Annotated in this window: 14 protein-coding genes; 10 read left to right on the plus strand and 4 right to left on the minus strand. The window is 46.1% G+C overall.

Annotation, left to right across the window (positions count from 1 at the left end; all coding sequences use genetic code 11):
- Window positions 1-130: 130 nt before the first annotated feature.
- From ICN34_RS01005 to ICN34_RS01035, 7 genes are all read left to right on the plus strand, one after another.
- Window positions 131-1342, plus strand: a complete 1212-nt coding sequence (locus tag ICN34_RS01005) for a phosphoglycerate kinase (protein WP_216120333.1) — start codon at window positions 131-133, stop codon at window positions 1340-1342.
- A 2-nt stretch (window positions 1343-1344) separates the two neighbouring features.
- Window positions 1345-2781: a pyruvate kinase gene (gene pyk, locus ICN34_RS01010; protein ID WP_216120335.1), complete on the plus strand. Its 1437-nt coding sequence runs from the start codon at window positions 1345-1347 to the stop codon at window positions 2779-2781.
- Window positions 2782-2847: 66 nt separating this feature from the next.
- Window positions 2848-3912 carry a class II fructose-bisphosphate aldolase gene (gene fba / locus ICN34_RS01015; RefSeq protein WP_072582781.1) on the plus strand — a complete coding sequence of 355 codons (1065 nt, stop codon included), beginning with the start codon at window positions 2848-2850 and terminating at the stop codon, window positions 3910-3912.
- Between the two features lie 7 nt (window positions 3913-3919).
- Window positions 3920-4819 (plus strand): phosphoribosylaminoimidazolesuccinocarboxamide synthase, encoded by a 900-nt coding sequence (locus ICN34_RS01020; protein ID WP_072582782.1) that lies wholly within the window; start codon window positions 3920-3922, stop codon window positions 4817-4819.
- A 49-nt stretch (window positions 4820-4868) separates the two neighbouring features.
- Window positions 4869-5363, plus strand: a complete 495-nt coding sequence (gene purE, locus ICN34_RS01025; RefSeq protein WP_072582783.1) for a 5-(carboxyamino)imidazole ribonucleotide mutase — start codon at window positions 4869-4871, stop codon at window positions 5361-5363.
- 4 nt (window positions 5364-5367) lie between these two features.
- Window positions 5368-6552, plus strand: coding sequence for a 5-(carboxyamino)imidazole ribonucleotide synthase (locus ICN34_RS01030; RefSeq protein ID WP_216120337.1), 1185 nt, complete (start codon window positions 5368-5370; stop codon window positions 6550-6552).
- A gap of 2 nt (window positions 6553-6554) precedes the next feature.
- Entirely contained in the window at window positions 6555-7661 is a 1107-nt protein-coding gene (locus tag ICN34_RS01035) for an L-threonylcarbamoyladenylate synthase (protein WP_216120339.1), read from the plus strand.
- Here ICN34_RS01035 and dacB read toward each other — a convergent pair.
- From dacB to ICN34_RS01055, 4 genes are read right to left on the minus strand one after another with little or no spacing between them, the layout of a single operon-like run.
- Window positions 7607-9136: a D-alanyl-D-alanine carboxypeptidase/D-alanyl-D-alanine-endopeptidase gene (dacB, locus tag ICN34_RS01040; protein ID WP_216120341.1), complete on the minus strand. Its 1530-nt coding sequence runs from the start codon at window positions 9134-9136 to the stop codon at window positions 7607-7609. The two genes, ICN34_RS01035 and dacB, sit on opposite strands and share 55 nt — an antisense overlap.
- 31 nt (window positions 9137-9167) lie before the next feature.
- A complete protein-coding gene (locus ICN34_RS01045) occupies window positions 9168-11594 on the minus strand; it encodes an ATP-binding protein (protein ID WP_216120343.1) in 2427 nt (808 codons plus the stop codon).
- 6 nt (window positions 11595-11600) lie between these two features.
- Window positions 11601-12224, minus strand: coding sequence for a response regulator transcription factor (locus ICN34_RS01050; protein WP_072582788.1), 624 nt, complete (start codon window positions 12222-12224; stop codon window positions 11601-11603).
- Window positions 12224-13066 (minus strand): diguanylate phosphodiesterase, encoded by an 843-nt coding sequence (locus ICN34_RS01055; protein WP_216120345.1) that lies wholly within the window; start codon window positions 13064-13066, stop codon window positions 12224-12226. Before ICN34_RS01055 ends, ICN34_RS01050 begins: the two co-directional genes overlap by 1 nt.
- A 316-nt stretch (window positions 13067-13382) precedes the next feature.
- On the opposite strand from ICN34_RS01055, the gene ICN34_RS01060 reads away from it, so the two are divergent.
- From ICN34_RS01060 to ICN34_RS01070, 3 genes are all read left to right on the plus strand, one after another.
- Window positions 13383-13673, plus strand: a complete 291-nt coding sequence (locus ICN34_RS01060; protein ID WP_072582790.1) for a co-chaperone GroES — start codon at window positions 13383-13385, stop codon at window positions 13671-13673.
- A gap of 28 nt (window positions 13674-13701) precedes the next feature.
- Window positions 13702-15351, plus strand: coding sequence for a chaperonin GroEL (groL, locus tag ICN34_RS01065; RefSeq protein WP_072582791.1), 1650 nt, complete (start codon window positions 13702-13704; stop codon window positions 15349-15351).
- A gap of 121 nt (window positions 15352-15472) precedes the next feature.
- Window positions 15473-16207 carry a hypothetical protein gene (locus tag ICN34_RS01070; protein ID WP_216120347.1) on the plus strand — a complete coding sequence of 245 codons (735 nt, stop codon included), beginning with the start codon at window positions 15473-15475 and terminating at the stop codon, window positions 16205-16207.
- Window positions 16208-16220: the final 13 nt, after the last annotated feature.

Genomic DNA, 16220 nt, shown 5'->3' on the forward strand with positions numbered 1-16220 from the left:
GCCCAGAATGCATTTAAGTCCTTATTGTAGAGCAGGCAGGGCAGTCTGTCGGCTCCGATCCTCGGGGGTGGATGGGCCAAGAGCCTTTAGAATGGAACATTCCCCATAAACCACTTCTTTACCAAAACTCATGCCGGAATCCTTATTTAAAGTTAAGCGTTTAAGTGAATTAGCCCAATCAGGTCAATTAAAGGGTAAGCGGGTATTTATCCGTGCCGATTTGAACGTTCCGCAAGATGAGGCAGGCAACATTACAGAAGACACGCGTATTCGGGCATCGATGCCTGCTGTACAAATGTGTTTGGATGCTGGGGCAGCAGTGATGGTGACTTCGCATTTAGGTCGTCCAACCGAAGGGGAATTTAAATCCGAAGATAGTTTGGCTCCTGTAGCCGATCGCATTGCCACTTTGCTGAATCGCAAAGTTCCATTAATTAGCGACTGGGTGAATGGCGGCTTTGAAGTCAATCCAGGCGAGGTGGTCCTACTGGAAAACTGTCGTCTCAATGTGGGTGAGAAAAAAAATAGCGACGAGCTGGCCAAAAAAATTGCTGCATTGTGTGATGTGTATGTCAACGATGCATTTGGAACTGCGCATCGCGCTGAAGCCACCACCTACGGTGTAGCGAAGTTTGCACCAGTAGCGTGTGCCGGCCCTTTGATGGCTGCTGAATTAGATGCGCTAAGTCGTGCACTAGCCAGTCCAAAACGTCCTTTAGTCGCCATTGTTGCTGGATCTAAAGTTTCATCCAAGCTTACTATTTTGAAGGCCTTGTCTGAGAAAGTGGATGAGCTCATCGTTGGTGGCGGCATTGCAAACACCTTCATGCTGGCCAAAGGTTTGCCTATTGGTAAATCTCTTGCTGAGCCTGATTTAGTGGACGAAGCAAGAGAGATTATGGAGATCATGGAAAAGCGTGGCGCTCATGTGCCGATTCCTGAAGACGTAGTGGTTGCCAATGAGTTGTCTCCATTAGCCCGCGCAAACCGCGTACCTGCGGATCAGGTTGCAGAAGACGACATGATCTTGGACATTGGTCCAAAGACTGCTGCACGTTTATCCATCATGCTCGCTCACGCTGGCACGATTGTTTGGAATGGTCCATTGGGCGTATTTGAAATTGATCAATTTGGAGGCGGTACCAAGATGTTGGCCGCAGCCATTGCGCACTCACCTGCATTCTCGATTGCTGGTGGCGGCGATACTTTGGCGGCGATTGCAAAGTACGGTATTGAGAATCAAGTGGATTACATCTCTACTGGTGGCGGCGCTTTCTTAGAGTTCTTAGAAGGCAAAACCTTGCCAGCCTTTGCGGTACTTGCTGAAAGAGCGAAAGACTAAATATGTTGAGAGCAACCAAGATCATTGCAACCTTAGGACCTGCTTCCGAGAAGCCCGAAGTGTTGCGTGACATGATTCGTGCGGGTGTAGATGTAGTGCGCATGAATTTCTCTCACGGTACCGTTGCTGACCATAAAGCGCGTCACGATTTAGTGCGAACTATCTCCGCTGAAGTGGGTAAAGAGGTTGGCATCATGGCCGACTTACAGGGCCCCAAAATTCGTGTGGGTAAATTTGCAGATAGCAAAATCCTCCTCAAAGAAGGTGAAAAATTTACCCTGGATGTGGCTTGTGAGCTCGGCGATCAAACTAAAGTGGGTCTTGATTACAAGGAGTTGCCAGGCGATGTAAAGCCGGGTGACCGTCTTTTATTAAATGATGGCTTAGTAGTTCTTACGGTTGAGAGCGTTAAGGGCGGCAAGATATTTACCATCGTTGAGCAGGGTGGACCACTCTCCAATAACAAAGGCATTAATCGCGCTGGTGGTGGCTTAACCGCCCCTGCGCTGACTGAAAAAGATATTGCTGACTTAGACGCTGCAATCTCAATGGGCGTAGATTTCTTGGCGATCAGCTTTCCAAAAGATGGCGCTGATATGGCCTATGCCCGTCAGTTGGCAGACGCAGCTAGCGCCAAGTATGGCGTTGGTAAAGTCAGAACGATTGCGAAGGTAGAGCGTGCAGAAGCGATTGAGCCTGAAGCCCTTAAAAGTATTATTGCTGAGAGCGACGGCATCATGGTTGCTCGCGGCGATCTCGCCATTGAAGTGGGTAATGCAGCAGTGCCTGCATTACAAAAGCGCATGATTGCTTGGGCGCGTGAGGCAGACAAATTTACGATTACGGCTACGCAAATGATGGAGTCGATGATTAATGCGCCAGTACCAACGCGTGCTGAAGTCAGCGACGTTGCTAATGCAGTATTGGATGGTACTGATGCAGTGATGTTATCTGCTGAGTCTGCTGCAGGCATGTATCCCGTGCAGACTATTAAAGCAATGGCAGAGATCTGCGTTGAGGCAGAAAAGTCAGATCGCGTGAAACTCGACACCGACTTCTTAGATCAGACTTTTACTCGTATCGATCAAACGATTGCCCTAGGAGCTTTGTTTACTGCTCATCATTTAAATGCCGATGCTATCGCAGCTTTAACTGACTCTGGCTCAACAGCCATTTGGATGAGTCGTCATAATATTCACGTCCCGATTTTTGCATTGACCTCTAAGATCGCTACACAGCGGGCATTAAGCACCTATCGTAATGTCACACCGATTGGCCTGGATTACACAAAAGATCGTGACACTGCTTTGCAAGAGGTCGAGGCTTGTTTGAAAAAATCGGGCGCTGTAAAAACAGGTAATACTGTTGTGCTTACTTCTGGCGAACCGATGGGCGAGCCCGGTGGTACCAATACCCTCAAGATTATTCACGTGAAGTAATTCACATTGAAAATGACTCAAAACAAATTTATTTTTAACCTCATTACTATTTATTAAGAGAACATCATGGCTTTAGTATCTTTAAGACAACTCTTGGATCATGCTGCTGAAAATGGTTACGGCCTGCCAGCATTTAACGTGAACAACTTAGAGCAAGTAACGGCGATTATGGAAGCAGCAAATGAAGCTGACTCCCCTGTCATCATGCAAGCTTCTGCTGGTGCACGTAAATATGCTGGTGAGGCGTTCCTGCGCCATCTGATTTCTGCTGCGGTTGAGGCTTATCCACATATTCCGGTAGTGATGCACCAAGACCACGGTCAAAGTCCAGCAGTGTGTATGGCTGCGATTAAGAGTGGCTTTACCAGTGTGATGATGGATGGCTCCTTAGAGGCCGATGGTAAAAGTGTTGCTAGCTACGAGTACAACGTAGACGTATCCAAAGAAGTGGTGAAGTTCTCTCACTCGATTGGAGTTACGGTTGAGGCTGAATTAGGTGTATTGGGCTCACTAGAGACCATGCAAGGTGATAAAGAAGACGGTCATGGCGCTGACGGCAAGATGACTCGTGAGCAATTGCTGACTGACGTTGAGCAGGCTGCTGATTTTGTGAAGGCTACTCAGTGCGATGCCTTAGCAATTGCGATCGGTACTAGCCATGGGGCATACAAGTTCACTAAAAAGCCGACGGGCGATATTTTGGCAATCGATCGCATTAAAGAAATTCATGCGCGCATACCTAATACGCATTTGGTAATGCATGGTTCTTCTAGTGTTCCACAAGAGTTGCTTGCTGAGATCCGTGAATTCGGCGGTGATATGAAAGAAACTTACGGTGTTCCGGTTGAAGAGATTCAAGAGGGCATTAAGAATGGCGTTCGTAAGATCAATATCGATACGGATATCCGCTTGGCAATGACCGGTGCAATTCGTCGTTACTTTATTGAAAATCCAAGCAAGTTTGACCCACGCGATTATTTGAAGCCAGCCCGTGAAGCCGCCAAGAAGGTTTGTATTGCACGCTTCCAGGCCTTTGGTTCTGCAGGTCAAGCCTCCAAAATTAAACCGATTTCTTTAGAGAAGATGGCTGAGCTATATAAGAGCGGCAAATTAACTCAAATTGTGAAGTGATTTAAATATGCCTGCTTTGTACGCTACCTCTATTAAGTCATTACCTTTGTTGTCCAAGGGTAAAGTGCGTGATGTTTATGCATTAGATGACAACAAGTTGCTGATGATTACTACCGACCGTCTTTCTGCGTTTGACGTAGTGATGGGTGAGCCCATTCCTGAGAAGGGTGTAGTTCTCAATCAAATGGCCAATTTTTGGTTTGATAAATTGGCTGCAGTGATTCCTAATCATTTGACTGGCATTGATCCAGCTACTGTAGTGGCAGCGGATGAGATTAGCCAAGTCAAAGGTCGTGCGGTAGTTGCTAAGCGCTTAAAGCCCATTTTGGTTGAGGCAGTGGTCCGTGGTTACTTAGCTGGTAGTGGCTGGAAAGACTACAAAGAAACTGGCAAGGTTTGCGGCATTGCTTTGCCGGAAGGTTTAGAGAATGCCCAGAAATTACCTGAGCCTATTTTTACTCCTGCTGCTAAAGCAGAGTTTGGTCAGCATGATGAAAACATCTCATTTGAGAAAGTCATCGAGCTCATTGGTGAAAAGTTAGCCAATCAAATTCGTGAAGTGAGTATTCGTTTGTACAAAGAGGCTTCTGAATACGCAGCTACTCGTGGAATCATCATTGCTGATACCAAGTTTGAGTTTGGCTTAGATGCCAATGACCAACTGGTGTTGATGGATGAGATCCTGACAGCCGACTCTTCTCGTTTTTGGCCTGCAGAGACCTACTATGTAGGCTCTAACCCACCTTCTTATGACAAGCAGTTTGTGCGTGATTGGCTAGAAACCGCCATGGTGGATGGTAAGTTATGGCCTAAAACAGCCCCTGCACCGCAATTGCCAGCAGATGTGATTGAAAAGACTGCCCAAAAGTATCGTGAAGCGCTTACCCGCCTTACTGAGACTTCTTGAGTCAGGGATAATAGAGTCCTTAATGGTTATAAGGCATTTGGAGAGGTAAATGAGTAAGAAGCCAATCGTCGGAATAGTGATGGGATCCAATTCAGATTGGGACACCATGCAGCACGCCGCTCAAATGCTTGAGCAATTCGGCATTGCTCATGAGGCAAAAGTACTCTCCGCACACCGCATGCCAGATGACATGTTTCAGTACGCTGAAAAAGCGCAGGCGAATGGTTTGCAAGCCATCATTGCTGGTGCAGGTGGCGCAGCTCATCTACCAGGCATGCTCGCCTCAAAAACGATTGTTCCCGTTTATGGCGTACCTGTCGCTAGTAAATATTTGCGTGGAGAAGATTCTCTCTTTTCTATTGTGCAGATGCCTAAAGGTATTCCGGTTGCTACTTTTGCGATTGGTGAAGCCGGCGCAGCAAATGCTGCCTTGCATGTGATTGCAGGTTTAGCTTTGCATGATGCTGATTTAGCAAAGCGCTTAGAAGATTTCCGTGCCAAGCAGTCTGATGCTGCACGCTCAATGAATTTGCCGGGATATTAATTACATGGCAGATCGTATGGAACCCATTTTGCCGGGTTCATATTTAGGAATTTTAGGTGGCGGTCAATTGGGGCGGATGTTTACTCAAGCCGCTCAAGCGATGGGCTACAAGGTTTGCGTGCTCGACCCTGGCTCTGATAGTCCTGCAGGCTCTATTGCTGAAAAATTTATTCAAGCTGACTACACTAATAGTGCCGCTTTAAAAGAGATGGCTGCACTATGTTCATCAGTGAGTACTGAGTTTGAAAATGTTCCCGCTCAAGCTTTGGATGAGTTGGAGTCTTTGGGTGTATTTGTGGCGCCACGCAGCAGTTGCGTGTCTCTTGCCCAAAATCGTATTGCTGAGAAAAATTTCTTAGCCACTTGGAAGTCAGAGACCAATATTGGCCCAGCTCCCAACTTTGTGATTGAGCATGAGGCTGATATTGCCCATGCTCCAAAGGAGCTCTTCCCTGGAATCTTGAAGACTGCTCGAATGGGTTATGACGGCAAAGGTCAGGCTACTGTTTACAGTGCAGATGAATTGACTACTGCATGGAATGAGTTCGGGCGCGTGCCTTGTGTTTTAGAAAAGCGCATGGAATTAGATTTTGAAGTGTCAGCTTTGGTAGTGCGTGGTTATGACGATGCTGTAGTAGCCTATCCAGTGGCCCAAAATATCCATCGTGACGGTATTTTGCATACCTCGACTGTGCCAGCCCCTTCACTGAAGCCTGCTCAGGAAAAGAAAATCATTGATGCAGCCAAGGCGCTGATTCGGAAGATCGATTACGTTGGTGTTCTTTGCGTAGAATTCTTTGTGCTGAAGAACGGCGACATCGTGGCTAATGAAATCGCTCCACGCCCTCATAATTCCGGCCACTACACCATGGATGCTTGTGTGAGCAGTCAGTTTGAGCAGCAAGTCAGAGCAATGGCAAGATTGCCTCTAGGTGATACACGTCAGCTTGCTCCGGTATCCATGTTGAACTTGCTTGGAGACCTTTGGTTTGAGGGCAGCGAAGACCAGCCAAAAGAGCCTGCCTGGAATAAAGTACTAGCTCATCCAGATGCAAAGTTGCATTTGTATGGAAAGTCTGAGCCACGCATGGGCAGAAAAATGGGTCATATCAACTGTTTGGGTGAAGCTCTTAATGAGGCACGTCAAAACTGTGCAGCTGTTGCTGCTGAATTAGGGATTGAGCCCTAGAAATGTCCGCAGACAGTGCCCACTTGCAATCTTCTGCAGTGATTAATGAGGCAGTACAAACCTTGCGTGATGGCGGATTAGTTGCGTTCCCTACTGAGACCGTTTATGGCTTGGGCGCGGATGCTAAAAATCCTGAAGCGATTAAGAAAATCTTTACCGCTAAGGGTCGCCCATCAAATCACCCCCTAATTGTTCATTTAGCTGCGCCAGATAAATTTGATCAAGCTCAAGTCGACTGGGTTGCGCTATTGGCACCGTGGGTAAGAGATTTATCCGAAGAAGCCTTAAAGCTCATTAATGCCTTTTGGCCAGGACCATTAACCCTGGTCTTCAAGAAAGATAAAAGTGTTTTAAATGAACTGACTGGCGGCCAAGATACGGTAGCGATTCGGGCTCCTTCTCATCCTGTTGCACAGGAGTTATTACGTAAATTTAAAGGCGGAGTTGTTGCGCCATCAGCCAATCGCTTTGGTAAGGTATCGCCGACTAGTGCTGCCGACGTCCGTAATGAGTTCGAGGGTATGTTGGATTTAATGATTTTGGATGGTGGCGATTGTGAAGTCGGTATCGAGTCAACCATCATTGATTTGTCATCTGGCGATAAGGCTGTGCTACTCAGACCCGGCGCAATCACTCCAAGTGAAATTTTTACCAAGACAGGTGTAAAGGTTTATCAGCCTGGAGAAGTAAAAGGGAATGAAGCGCCCAATGAAGCAACGGCAGATCTACCAAGGGTATCTGGAAGTCTCAAAGCCCATTACGCACCAACTACGCCTTTGCGCCTATATGCCCCGGGTCGTGTCTTGGATGCCTTGACTGAATATCCAGATATTAAATCGCGCGTTGCTGTAGCGGTGTGGGATTCAGAATCCTCCTTAAGCGAAGATGGGCATCCTTCGGCCCACTTTGAGGAGGTTGAGGTTCCAAGCGATAGCGGTGCCTTTGCGAGTCGGCTATATCGCTCCTTGCGTGATTTAGATCAGCAAGGTTGGGATTTGATTTTGTTCCCTGAACCGCCAGCGGGCGAGGAGTGGGACGGCGTTAGAGATCGTCTTCAGCGCGCATGCTTTGGTTCTGGCCCATCTTCAAGCAGCCACGATAGCAACTGATCGTGCGCCTCTAGACCCTTCCAAGCATTGGGGTGGTTGATGAATGAAGTCACCGCATACATCTTTCCAGATTTACTCATTACATAACCTGAGATAGCTCGCACATCTGCAAGAGAACCGGTTTTAATTCTGGCTTCTGGTTTTTTCTTCAGATGTAAAAACTTGCGTAGTTGAACCATTAAGCGATTGCGCATCGTGCCATCGGTACCTGCAATTGGTAGGCTGTTATATAAAATATCACCCACTGGTAAATTACGAGCAGTGAGCAAGAGCTGATTCATTTGACTGGCAGAGATTGCTTCGTTGCGAGATAGCCCAGAGCCATTCTCAATCACCAGCCCCTGAAAGTCCAAACCATTTTGTTTGAGCCAACTCTGAATCACTAACTCACCATTGGCAGTTGTTGCTGGCTTACCCATTTTCTCTAAAGCCATAGTCAAAAGAACTTGGCGTGCCATGACGTTATTTGAGTACTTGTTGATGTCTAAGACATCATCGGCAAGTTTGCTGCCTTCAAATTGCAAAAGAAGTCGGGCGGCTAAAGGAACTGAACCATCTTTACCGATAGGAGCTTGTGCCCAGCTGCCACCAGCTAATTCCCAAGCGGCAGCAAAGCCTTGCGTTAGAAAGGTATTGGCGTCAAGCGCAACAACGTTAAAGTTCACTCCCTTACAGGAGCTTGGGAACGCCCCAGAGAACTGTGCAGTTAAAGGCTGATCGGTATTGGTGACACCTTCCGGATCTAAATTAAAGCGGATATTGCTTTTCCAGTTATCGCATGAGCGATCGACCAGCTGCATTTGGTTGGATACCTTTAGCTGGGAGAGGGATGGGGTGTAACTAATGTCAATAAAATCCGCAGTGCGTGACTTACCTAGTTGAAACGACAAAGTTCTAAATGCATAGAGCAGAGGATCTGGCGGAACGTTGTATGCACGCAGAGCTTCGCCATCAATAGTATTTTGCTCCATGACATTAGCCGCATAAGCACTGCGATCAAAGAATAGATTGCCATCAATCTTCTGGATACCCAGACCTTGAAGGTCCTTCATCATCTTAGCTAACTCTTCCGGAACAAGCTTGGGATCACCAGTTCCCTGTAAATATAAATTACCTTTCAGAGCTCCCTGACGAATAACACCATCGGTATAGACATTAGTGCGCCAACGATATTGAGGACCTAAGATGTCTAAACCAGAAAGCGTTGTTAATAACTTCATCGTTGAAGCGGGGTTCATTGGATCGCCACCGCGCCAATCTAAAACTTTCTTAGCTACATTCTTTCCGGGGCGACCGGGTTCGATCTCTAGAACTGAAATACTTACCGTATCAAGAGGAATTTGATTGCGCTCGAGGCTACTCGCTACGGATGGTGGAATTACTGGGGATGCAGTCTCGCCGGCAAAGGCTAAAGAACTAGCCGTCCAAAGGAGGATTGCGATAAAAGCAGATGGGCGAAGAGGAGAAAAACGCATCCCCCATAGGATAAACCCACCGCATCAAAGATTAAAGCTTTGCATATTGAGATTGATACCTAGTAATAATTAGATTTTGGTCCTCCAGTAATTGAATAAAGGTGGTAATTCGAGCATCTAAATTCTTCTCTTGCTCCAGGACCTCACATGCCCTAGTAAAGTTTTTGGCATTGAGGAGCTGAGCCCCTCCTTTGACTTTATGAACCATGTTTCTGAAGGCGCCTTCATCTACGGCTTCATTTCTTAGGGTGAGTAGGGTCTCATCATGCACCTTTTTAATTTCTTCCAAGATCACCAGAATGTACTCTGGGCTATTTCTGAGGAGGTTTCCAAAGGCATCAAATGAATACTCCTCCAGACCTCCAGTTTGAGTTGTAGTCTCAGTTAATTCTTCGACTTGGAAATAGCGTGACAGCTCATTCTCTAAAGTCATGAGACTTAAAGGTTTGATCAGGACACCATTCATGCCCGCCTCCAAGAATTGATGGCGTGAATCTAGGGCATAGATATCTGCAGTAATGCCGATGATGATGAGATCTTGATTGCCTGTATTACGTATGTGCTTGGCAAGCTCTGAACCCTGCATGCCTGGGATAGATTGATCGGTTAGCAGAAGATCAAAATGCCGTTGACTGATGAGATCCAGAGCTGTGGTGGCGTTATCGCAAACCGATACTTCAATCCCTAAGGCTTGAAGTTGAAGCGAGATAATTTGGCGACTTGCAGCATGATCTTCAACAACTAATGCTTGTAATGAGGACTCATTATTTTGAGCATGCTTGGAGACTAGCTTTCTGGATATATTGCTATGTTCAGGTCTTGAGGCTCTGTTTGCAGCAATGCTGGTGCGTGGAAATGCAACGCAAAAATGAATATTGCTACCAAAGCCAGGTGCGCTCTCAAAGTAAAGTTGGCTGTTCATGGAGGTAACTAAGTGGTTGGTAATGGTAAGGCCAAGACCAGTGCCATTCGCTTGTTCGGTATTGCCTGGTATTTGCTCAAAAGCTTGGAGTGCTATGGCAATCTCTTCTGTACCCATGCCAACACCGGTATCAATGACTCTGAATTCAACTAATTGTCCCGCATGATCATCTGCCAGCACGCTGATAGAGAAATAGATTTCACCATGATCAGTGAACTTAATAGCATTACTAATCAAGTTCTGCAGTATTTGACGTAGACGCAAAGAATCTAACAATAAAACTTCTGCAATGCGTGGATCTTTGGAGGTATATAGCTTGAGACTCTGCCTATGGGCAACCGTTGAGAATGCCGAATCGATGTCATCAATCAAAGCATTGAGATTACAAGGCTCAATATTGAGTGTGAGCTTGCCTGCCTCAATCTTTGAAAGATCCAAAACCTGGTTTAGGATTCCCAAAAGAGATTCTGCTGATGAGTGTGCGCTCTTCAGTAAAGTTTTTTCATTTGCAGGTAGGGAGCTGCTGAGCAATAACTCTTGCACCCCCAAAATGGCATTCATTGGCGTGCGAATTTCATGGCTCATGGTGGCCAGGAAGGCAGACTTTGCGGCGTTTGCATTTTCTGCCTGCTCTTTCGATGAAATAAGATGTTTCGCTTCTTGTTTTTGAATTGTTTGTCTCTGATGCATGCGCCAAAGCAAGGTAGAGCCTATCAGTAGGATTGCCAAAGTGGAGAGCCAAGGTAAATGGTTGGGTGGGGATGAGTGGCCTCTTTCAAAAGTACACACGTTGATGTTAAAAAGATCTCGTGATGCGATTGGATCTAGATTATTGAGAAACTGCTCAAGTACTCCATGCAAAGCTTCATCTTGATTCGAGATAAGCCAGCGATATTCAAAGGGCTCTCTACTGTAAAGCCCGTCAACCTGTAACTTGTCTGCGTTTAATTTCTGAATGAGTTGTTGCGCAAGACGAAGCGGTAAGACAAGCGCTTCAATATCGTTTTTGAGGAGATCAAATATTAATTTTTCCGCATGGCCGGATACGCTGGCTTGGGGGTGATTGGGTATTGGTGGATTTTCAAAGCCACGGTCAAAGTAGGCGATATTAATTGGCTCAATAGGCGCATCGTTTTTGGACCGTTTAGTCAGAATAGCGTCATGCCCCCAAAAGATTGCTTCTGATAAGGACCCAAATTTCAGATACTCATCATCTATAGCGGGCGGATCAATGATGAAATCCACCTCTCCATTGGCTAGTTGCTCAAGTCCCTCCTGATCACTCTTACGCCACGTCGGTAAAAACTCTTGGTGGGTAAATTCACCAAGTTTTCTTAGAAAGCTATGGAAAACTCCAGATTCACCCTTTTCATGCACATCTAAGTAAGGCGCATATTTTTCATGAATACTAAAACGTACTATGGGATGGGCATCGATCCACCGTTGCTCTGCTGGGTTCAGTAAGTTCGCATAGGCATTGCTTAATATCCCATTGAATAGGATAAAAACGGCAATACGGGTGATGGACCGACGCATGCTGAATTAGCTTTCGATAATGTTGTTCATACGACAGAACAAAATCAAGTCTGCAATATTGTTAATGCCCAGCTTGTCAAAGACTCTGGTCTTATAAGTAGCTACTGTCTTATTGCTGATATGTAGCATTTCAGAGATTTGTTGGTTTGAGTTCCCTTTGCCCAGATATTTCATAACCTGTAACTCACGATCAGAAATTAACGCAAGCTTATCGTTGTCACTTAATGAGCTATTGCCATTTTTGCCATGAGTGAAAAAGTTATAGCCTTGGGATATGGCAACGCAGGCGGCTAGGATGACATCTGCACCTGCAGTTTTATTTACAAAACCATGTCCACCTAATGAGCGCACTCTCCCGCCATAAACAGCCTCGTCCATACTGGAAAGAACCAGCATTCGAACTTCGGGATACATTAATCCGATACGGCGTATAACATCAAAGCCATCCGTCTTGGGCATATCGAGATCCAAGATCACCATATTGGGGTTCACCTCTTTCATGGACCTAAGGCACTCCTCTCCATTCTGAGCTTGCCCTGCGATCTCAAATAGCAACTGGTCCTGCAACATACTTTTAAGAGCCATCAGCATTGCCGGATGGTCATCTACCAACATCACGCGTTTTCTCATTACTTGTCTCCGTTTTGGTTTGGGTGTTGATGAGGGTGCAGCGAAAAAATGGCTTTAGCGATACGGCTATCGTTAATCTGCAGCATCTGATGGCGGCTTACAGGCGACATCATGAGACCACCATAGGAATGGTCGGCAATCAAAGTGGAGGCATTTTCTAAATCTTTTACTAATCCAATATTGCTGGCATAAATTTGTGTAGGTGAGTAGGGTGATTGCCTGAGTTGAGAAAGGGCATCACTTGCCATCTCACGCTCACGCATTTGACTCATATCAATATGAACACCTTCCAATTGCATCTCCGTGATCCACTGCAACTCTTCAATGCTTCCGGTGAATGTGAGGAAATGTAGTAATACACCAAGCCGTCGCAAACGAAGTAATCCTTCTTTGCAAGCATCAGCGCTGTCGGGCTCAGGAATAGTTTGAATGCCGATACTGACCAAGCCCACTGGTAGACGTGAGTTCAGAATCAGCTCACTCATGGCATCCACGTAGCCGCTTGACGCTATGGCATACGTTGGTATTGGCAAAATTCCAGGAATAAAACGACCACTGCGATACCAATAGGCAATGGTGTCTAGGCCTTCCATAAAAAGGCGTAGCAATTGCATATCAGAGGTAGTCAGTAATGGTCTAAATAAAGATCCTGTCAGTTTGGTTCCCTTACAGTTAAAAATGGGTTCATGACTAATCGCTTGTCGTTTAGACCAGGATTGGTGTTCTTCAAGGGCTTGGTTACTAAGGCCAAGCCAGGGATCGCCACAGGCGTCTCGTACTTCCTGGAAGGGTTTGTTCTTCCATGCCTTTACAAGCGTGTACAGCCGGGATTTCGGGCTCATCAGCATTCTCCAATCGGTGACTATCCAGTCTAGGCAGGACGGATTGGAGCGGTAAGGGCTTTAGGCTGATTTATCTGTAGGAATTGACCTACCAGCCTGTCCCTATTATAAAAATAGGCTAAATCCTTAAAGAATTTATGGTGATCCGCCCTTGAAATCCAGGGAATCAGACCTATATAATCAGCACTCCCTACATGCGAGTGCTAAAGAGGCGATTTATACCTAAATAACCCTTGGCTTCCGTGTGAAGAGATTATAAAGCATTGATTTATATAGTTTATTTAAATAGTTAACACTTACTAACATAGGAGAAGAGATGAATTTGCGTCCCTTACATGATCGCGTAATCATCAAGCGTTTAGATCAAGAATCAAAAACTGCTTCCGGAATCATCATTCCTGACGCTGCTGCAGAAAAACCTGATCAAGGTGAAGTATTGGCAGTAGGCCCAGGTAAACGTGATGACAGCGGCAAATTAAACGCACCTGACGTCAAAGTAGGCGATCGCGTGTTGTTTGGTAAATATGCAGGTCAAACAGTAAAAGTTGACAGCGAAGAACTCATCGTGATGCGTGAAGACGACATCATGGCTGTTGTACAGAAGTAATTTCGGTATTTAAGAGAGGAATTTAATCATGGCAGCAAAAGACGTTGTATTTGGAGATAGCGCCCGCACCAAGATGGTCGAAGGCGTCAACATTCTTGCTAATGCAGTGAAAACAACTTTGGGACCAAAAGGTCGCAACGTGGTGATTGAGCGTTCATTCGGTGGACCAACAATTACTAAAGACGGTGTATCCGTAGCAAAAGAAATCGAACTCAAAGACAAGCTCCAGAATATGGGCGCGCAGATGGTTAAGGAAGTTGCTTCCAAAACTGCTGACATCGCTGGTGACGGTACAACTACCGCTACTGTATTGGCTCAGTCTATCGTTCGCGAAGGTATGAAGTATGTTGTTTCAGGCCATAACCCAATGGACCTGAAGCGTGGTATTGATAAGGCTGTTGCAGCCGCTATCCAAGAACTCGCAAAAATCAGCAAGCCTTGCACCACTACTAAAGAAATCGCTCAAGTAGGTTCTATCTCTGCAAACAGCGACCACAGCATTGGTCAGCGCATTGCAGAAGCAATGGAAAAAGTAGGTAAAGAAGGCGTTATCACTGTTGAAGATGGCAAGTCATTAGAAGACGAGCTTGAAGTAGTTGAAGGTATGCAGTTTGACCGCGGTTACCTCTCTCCATACTTCATCAATCAACCAGAAAAACAAGTTGCCGTATTGGAAAGCCCATACGTTCTCTTGTTTGACAAGAAGATTGCCAACATCCGTGATTTGCTCCCAGTTCTCGAGCAAGTAGCGAAGTCTGGTCGTCCATTGTTGATCATTGCAGAAGATGTTGAAGGCGAAGCCTTGGCAACTTTAGTCGTCAATAACATCCGCGGCATCATCAAGACTTGTGCTGTTAAGGCTCCTGGTTTCGGTGACCGTCGTAAAGCCATGTTGGAAGACATCGCGATTTTGACTGGCGGCACAGTAATTGCTGAAGAAATCGGCCTCACACTCGAGAAAACAACTCTTGAGCATTTAGGTCAAGCGAAGCGCATCGAGGTAGGTAAAGAAAACACCATCATTATTGACGGTGCTGGCGATGCTAAAGCAATCGAAGCTCGCGTGAAGAACATTCGTGTTCAGATCGAAGAAGCTACTAGCGACTACGACAAAGAAAAATTGCAAGAGCGTGTAGCCAAGTTGGCTGGCGGTGTTGCAGTGATTCGTGTTGGTGCTGCTACTGAAGTGGAAATGAAAGAGAAGAAGGCTCGTGTTGACGACGCATTGCACGCAACTCGTGCAGCTGTTGAAGAAGGCATTGTTCCTGGCGGTGGCGTAGCATTGATTCGTGCAATGCAAGGTATCAAAGGCTTGAAAGGCGATAACGCCGATCAAGACGCTGGTATCAGCATCGTATTGCGCGCTATGCAAGAGCCATTGCGTACGATCGTTAGCAACGCTGGTGAAGATGCTGGTGTGGTTGTTAATGCAGTACAAGCAAGTACAGGCAATAACGGCTACAACGCTGCTACTGGTGAATACGGCGACCTCGTTGCACAAGGTGTTATCGACCCAACTAAGGTAACAAAAACTGCATTAGTAAATGCTGCTTCTGTTGCTGGCTTGTTGTTGACAACCGATTGCGCGATCTCTGAAGCACCAAAAGATGAATCTGCTGGTGGTATGCCTGATATGGGCGGCATGGGTGGTATGGGTGGAATGGGCGGCATGATGTAATAGCCGTTACTTTCCTCAGCCATCTGGCTGTAGAAATAAGAGCGCCTGGTTCAAAAGACCAGGCGCTTTTTATTTATAGGAGTAAGCTGTACCCAACATTACCACTGGAACGGGCGTCAAGATGACTGGTCGCAATCAAGCAACTCTCCTCATTTCAGCGGGTTTACTCTTACTGAGCTCCACTCTTCTTTGCGGGACTTCACTCGCTCAATCAGCTGACTCTCAGCCAGTATTTCAGAAAAGCGTCTCAAATCTACGTAATCAGCGTTATTGCGAAGTTCTGGTAGGCAAGCGAGCTTGGCTCAATTTGGAAGTAAAGGTATTTAATACGCAAGGGCTTAATCTTTGCCCTGAAGCCCAGTGGAAGACTTTGACCAAGGAATCTATTGAGAAGTCTTTTGATGCCTCATTTGTTTTGTTAAATGGTCCTCGCTATTGGACTATGGATGAAATACAAGCGGCAGGAACTACTGTCAATGACGTAAAAGAATCTTTTGGTGGCATCGAGATGAATTTGCGAGCAACTGTGCAAGTGAGTTTGCTTAAGCAATTGATGGGTAGTAAGCAGTACAGCCCAAATGAAGTTACCCGCACTACCAATTTTGTATATAGAGCCGGTAGTGCTGTATACGAGCTTACCTCTCCCGCAGGAGAGGTTTATGTTATGCAGTCGTACTCACAGATTGTGAATCCTGCACTCAGTATGAAAGATCTACCGGTACTGAGTGAGCAGTTGAAATTACCCGCTGGTTGGACTTACCGAAGCCGCGTACTCGATCAAGACCTTTCTTTGGTAGTCAATGGCATTGCCTATGTACTGCAGGACAATTTACTCAATAGCTACCAGAGAAGATAGTTTGCACGGCAGC

The organism is Polynucleobacter sp. Tro8-14-1, from assembly GCF_018881655.1.
Taxonomy (GTDB): Bacteria; Pseudomonadota; Gammaproteobacteria; order Burkholderiales; family Burkholderiaceae; genus Polynucleobacter.

Excerpts from the sequence above, each read along its gene's own strand:
- ICN34_RS01005 (WP_216120333.1), top strand. The coding sequence starts at position 131 with ATGCCGGAATCCTTATTTAAAGTTAAGCGTTTAAGTGAATTAGCCCAA.
- pyk (WP_216120335.1), top strand. The coding sequence starts at position 1,345 with ATGTTGAGAGCAACCAAGATCATTGCAACCTTAGGACCTGCTTCCGAG.
- fba (WP_072582781.1), top strand. The coding sequence starts at position 2,848 with ATGGCTTTAGTATCTTTAAGACAACTCTTGGATCATGCTGCTGAAAAT.
- ICN34_RS01020 (WP_072582782.1), top strand. The coding sequence starts at position 3,920 with ATGCCTGCTTTGTACGCTACCTCTATTAAGTCATTACCTTTGTTGTCC.
- purE (WP_072582783.1), top strand. The coding sequence starts at position 4,869 with ATGAGTAAGAAGCCAATCGTCGGAATAGTGATGGGATCCAATTCAGAT.
- ICN34_RS01030 (WP_216120337.1), top strand. The coding sequence starts at position 5,368 with ATGGCAGATCGTATGGAACCCATTTTGCCGGGTTCATATTTAGGAATT.
- ICN34_RS01035 (WP_216120339.1), top strand. The coding sequence starts at position 6,555 with ATGTCCGCAGACAGTGCCCACTTGCAATCTTCTGCAGTGATTAATGAG.
- dacB (WP_216120341.1), bottom strand. The coding sequence starts at position 9,136 with ATGCGTTTTTCTCCTCTTCGCCCATCTGCTTTTATCGCAATCCTCCTT.
- ICN34_RS01045 (WP_216120343.1), bottom strand. The coding sequence starts at position 11,594 with ATGCGTCGGTCCATCACCCGTATTGCCGTTTTTATCCTATTCAATGGG.
- ICN34_RS01050 (WP_072582788.1), bottom strand. The coding sequence starts at position 12,224 with ATGAGAAAACGCGTGATGTTGGTAGATGACCATCCGGCAATGCTGATG.
- ICN34_RS01055 (WP_216120345.1), bottom strand. The coding sequence starts at position 13,066 with ATGAGCCCGAAATCCCGGCTGTACACGCTTGTAAAGGCATGGAAGAAC.
- ICN34_RS01060 (WP_072582790.1), top strand. The coding sequence starts at position 13,383 with ATGAATTTGCGTCCCTTACATGATCGCGTAATCATCAAGCGTTTAGAT.
- groL (WP_072582791.1), top strand. The coding sequence starts at position 13,702 with ATGGCAGCAAAAGACGTTGTATTTGGAGATAGCGCCCGCACCAAGATG.
- ICN34_RS01070 (WP_216120347.1), top strand. The coding sequence starts at position 15,473 with ATGACTGGTCGCAATCAAGCAACTCTCCTCATTTCAGCGGGTTTACTC.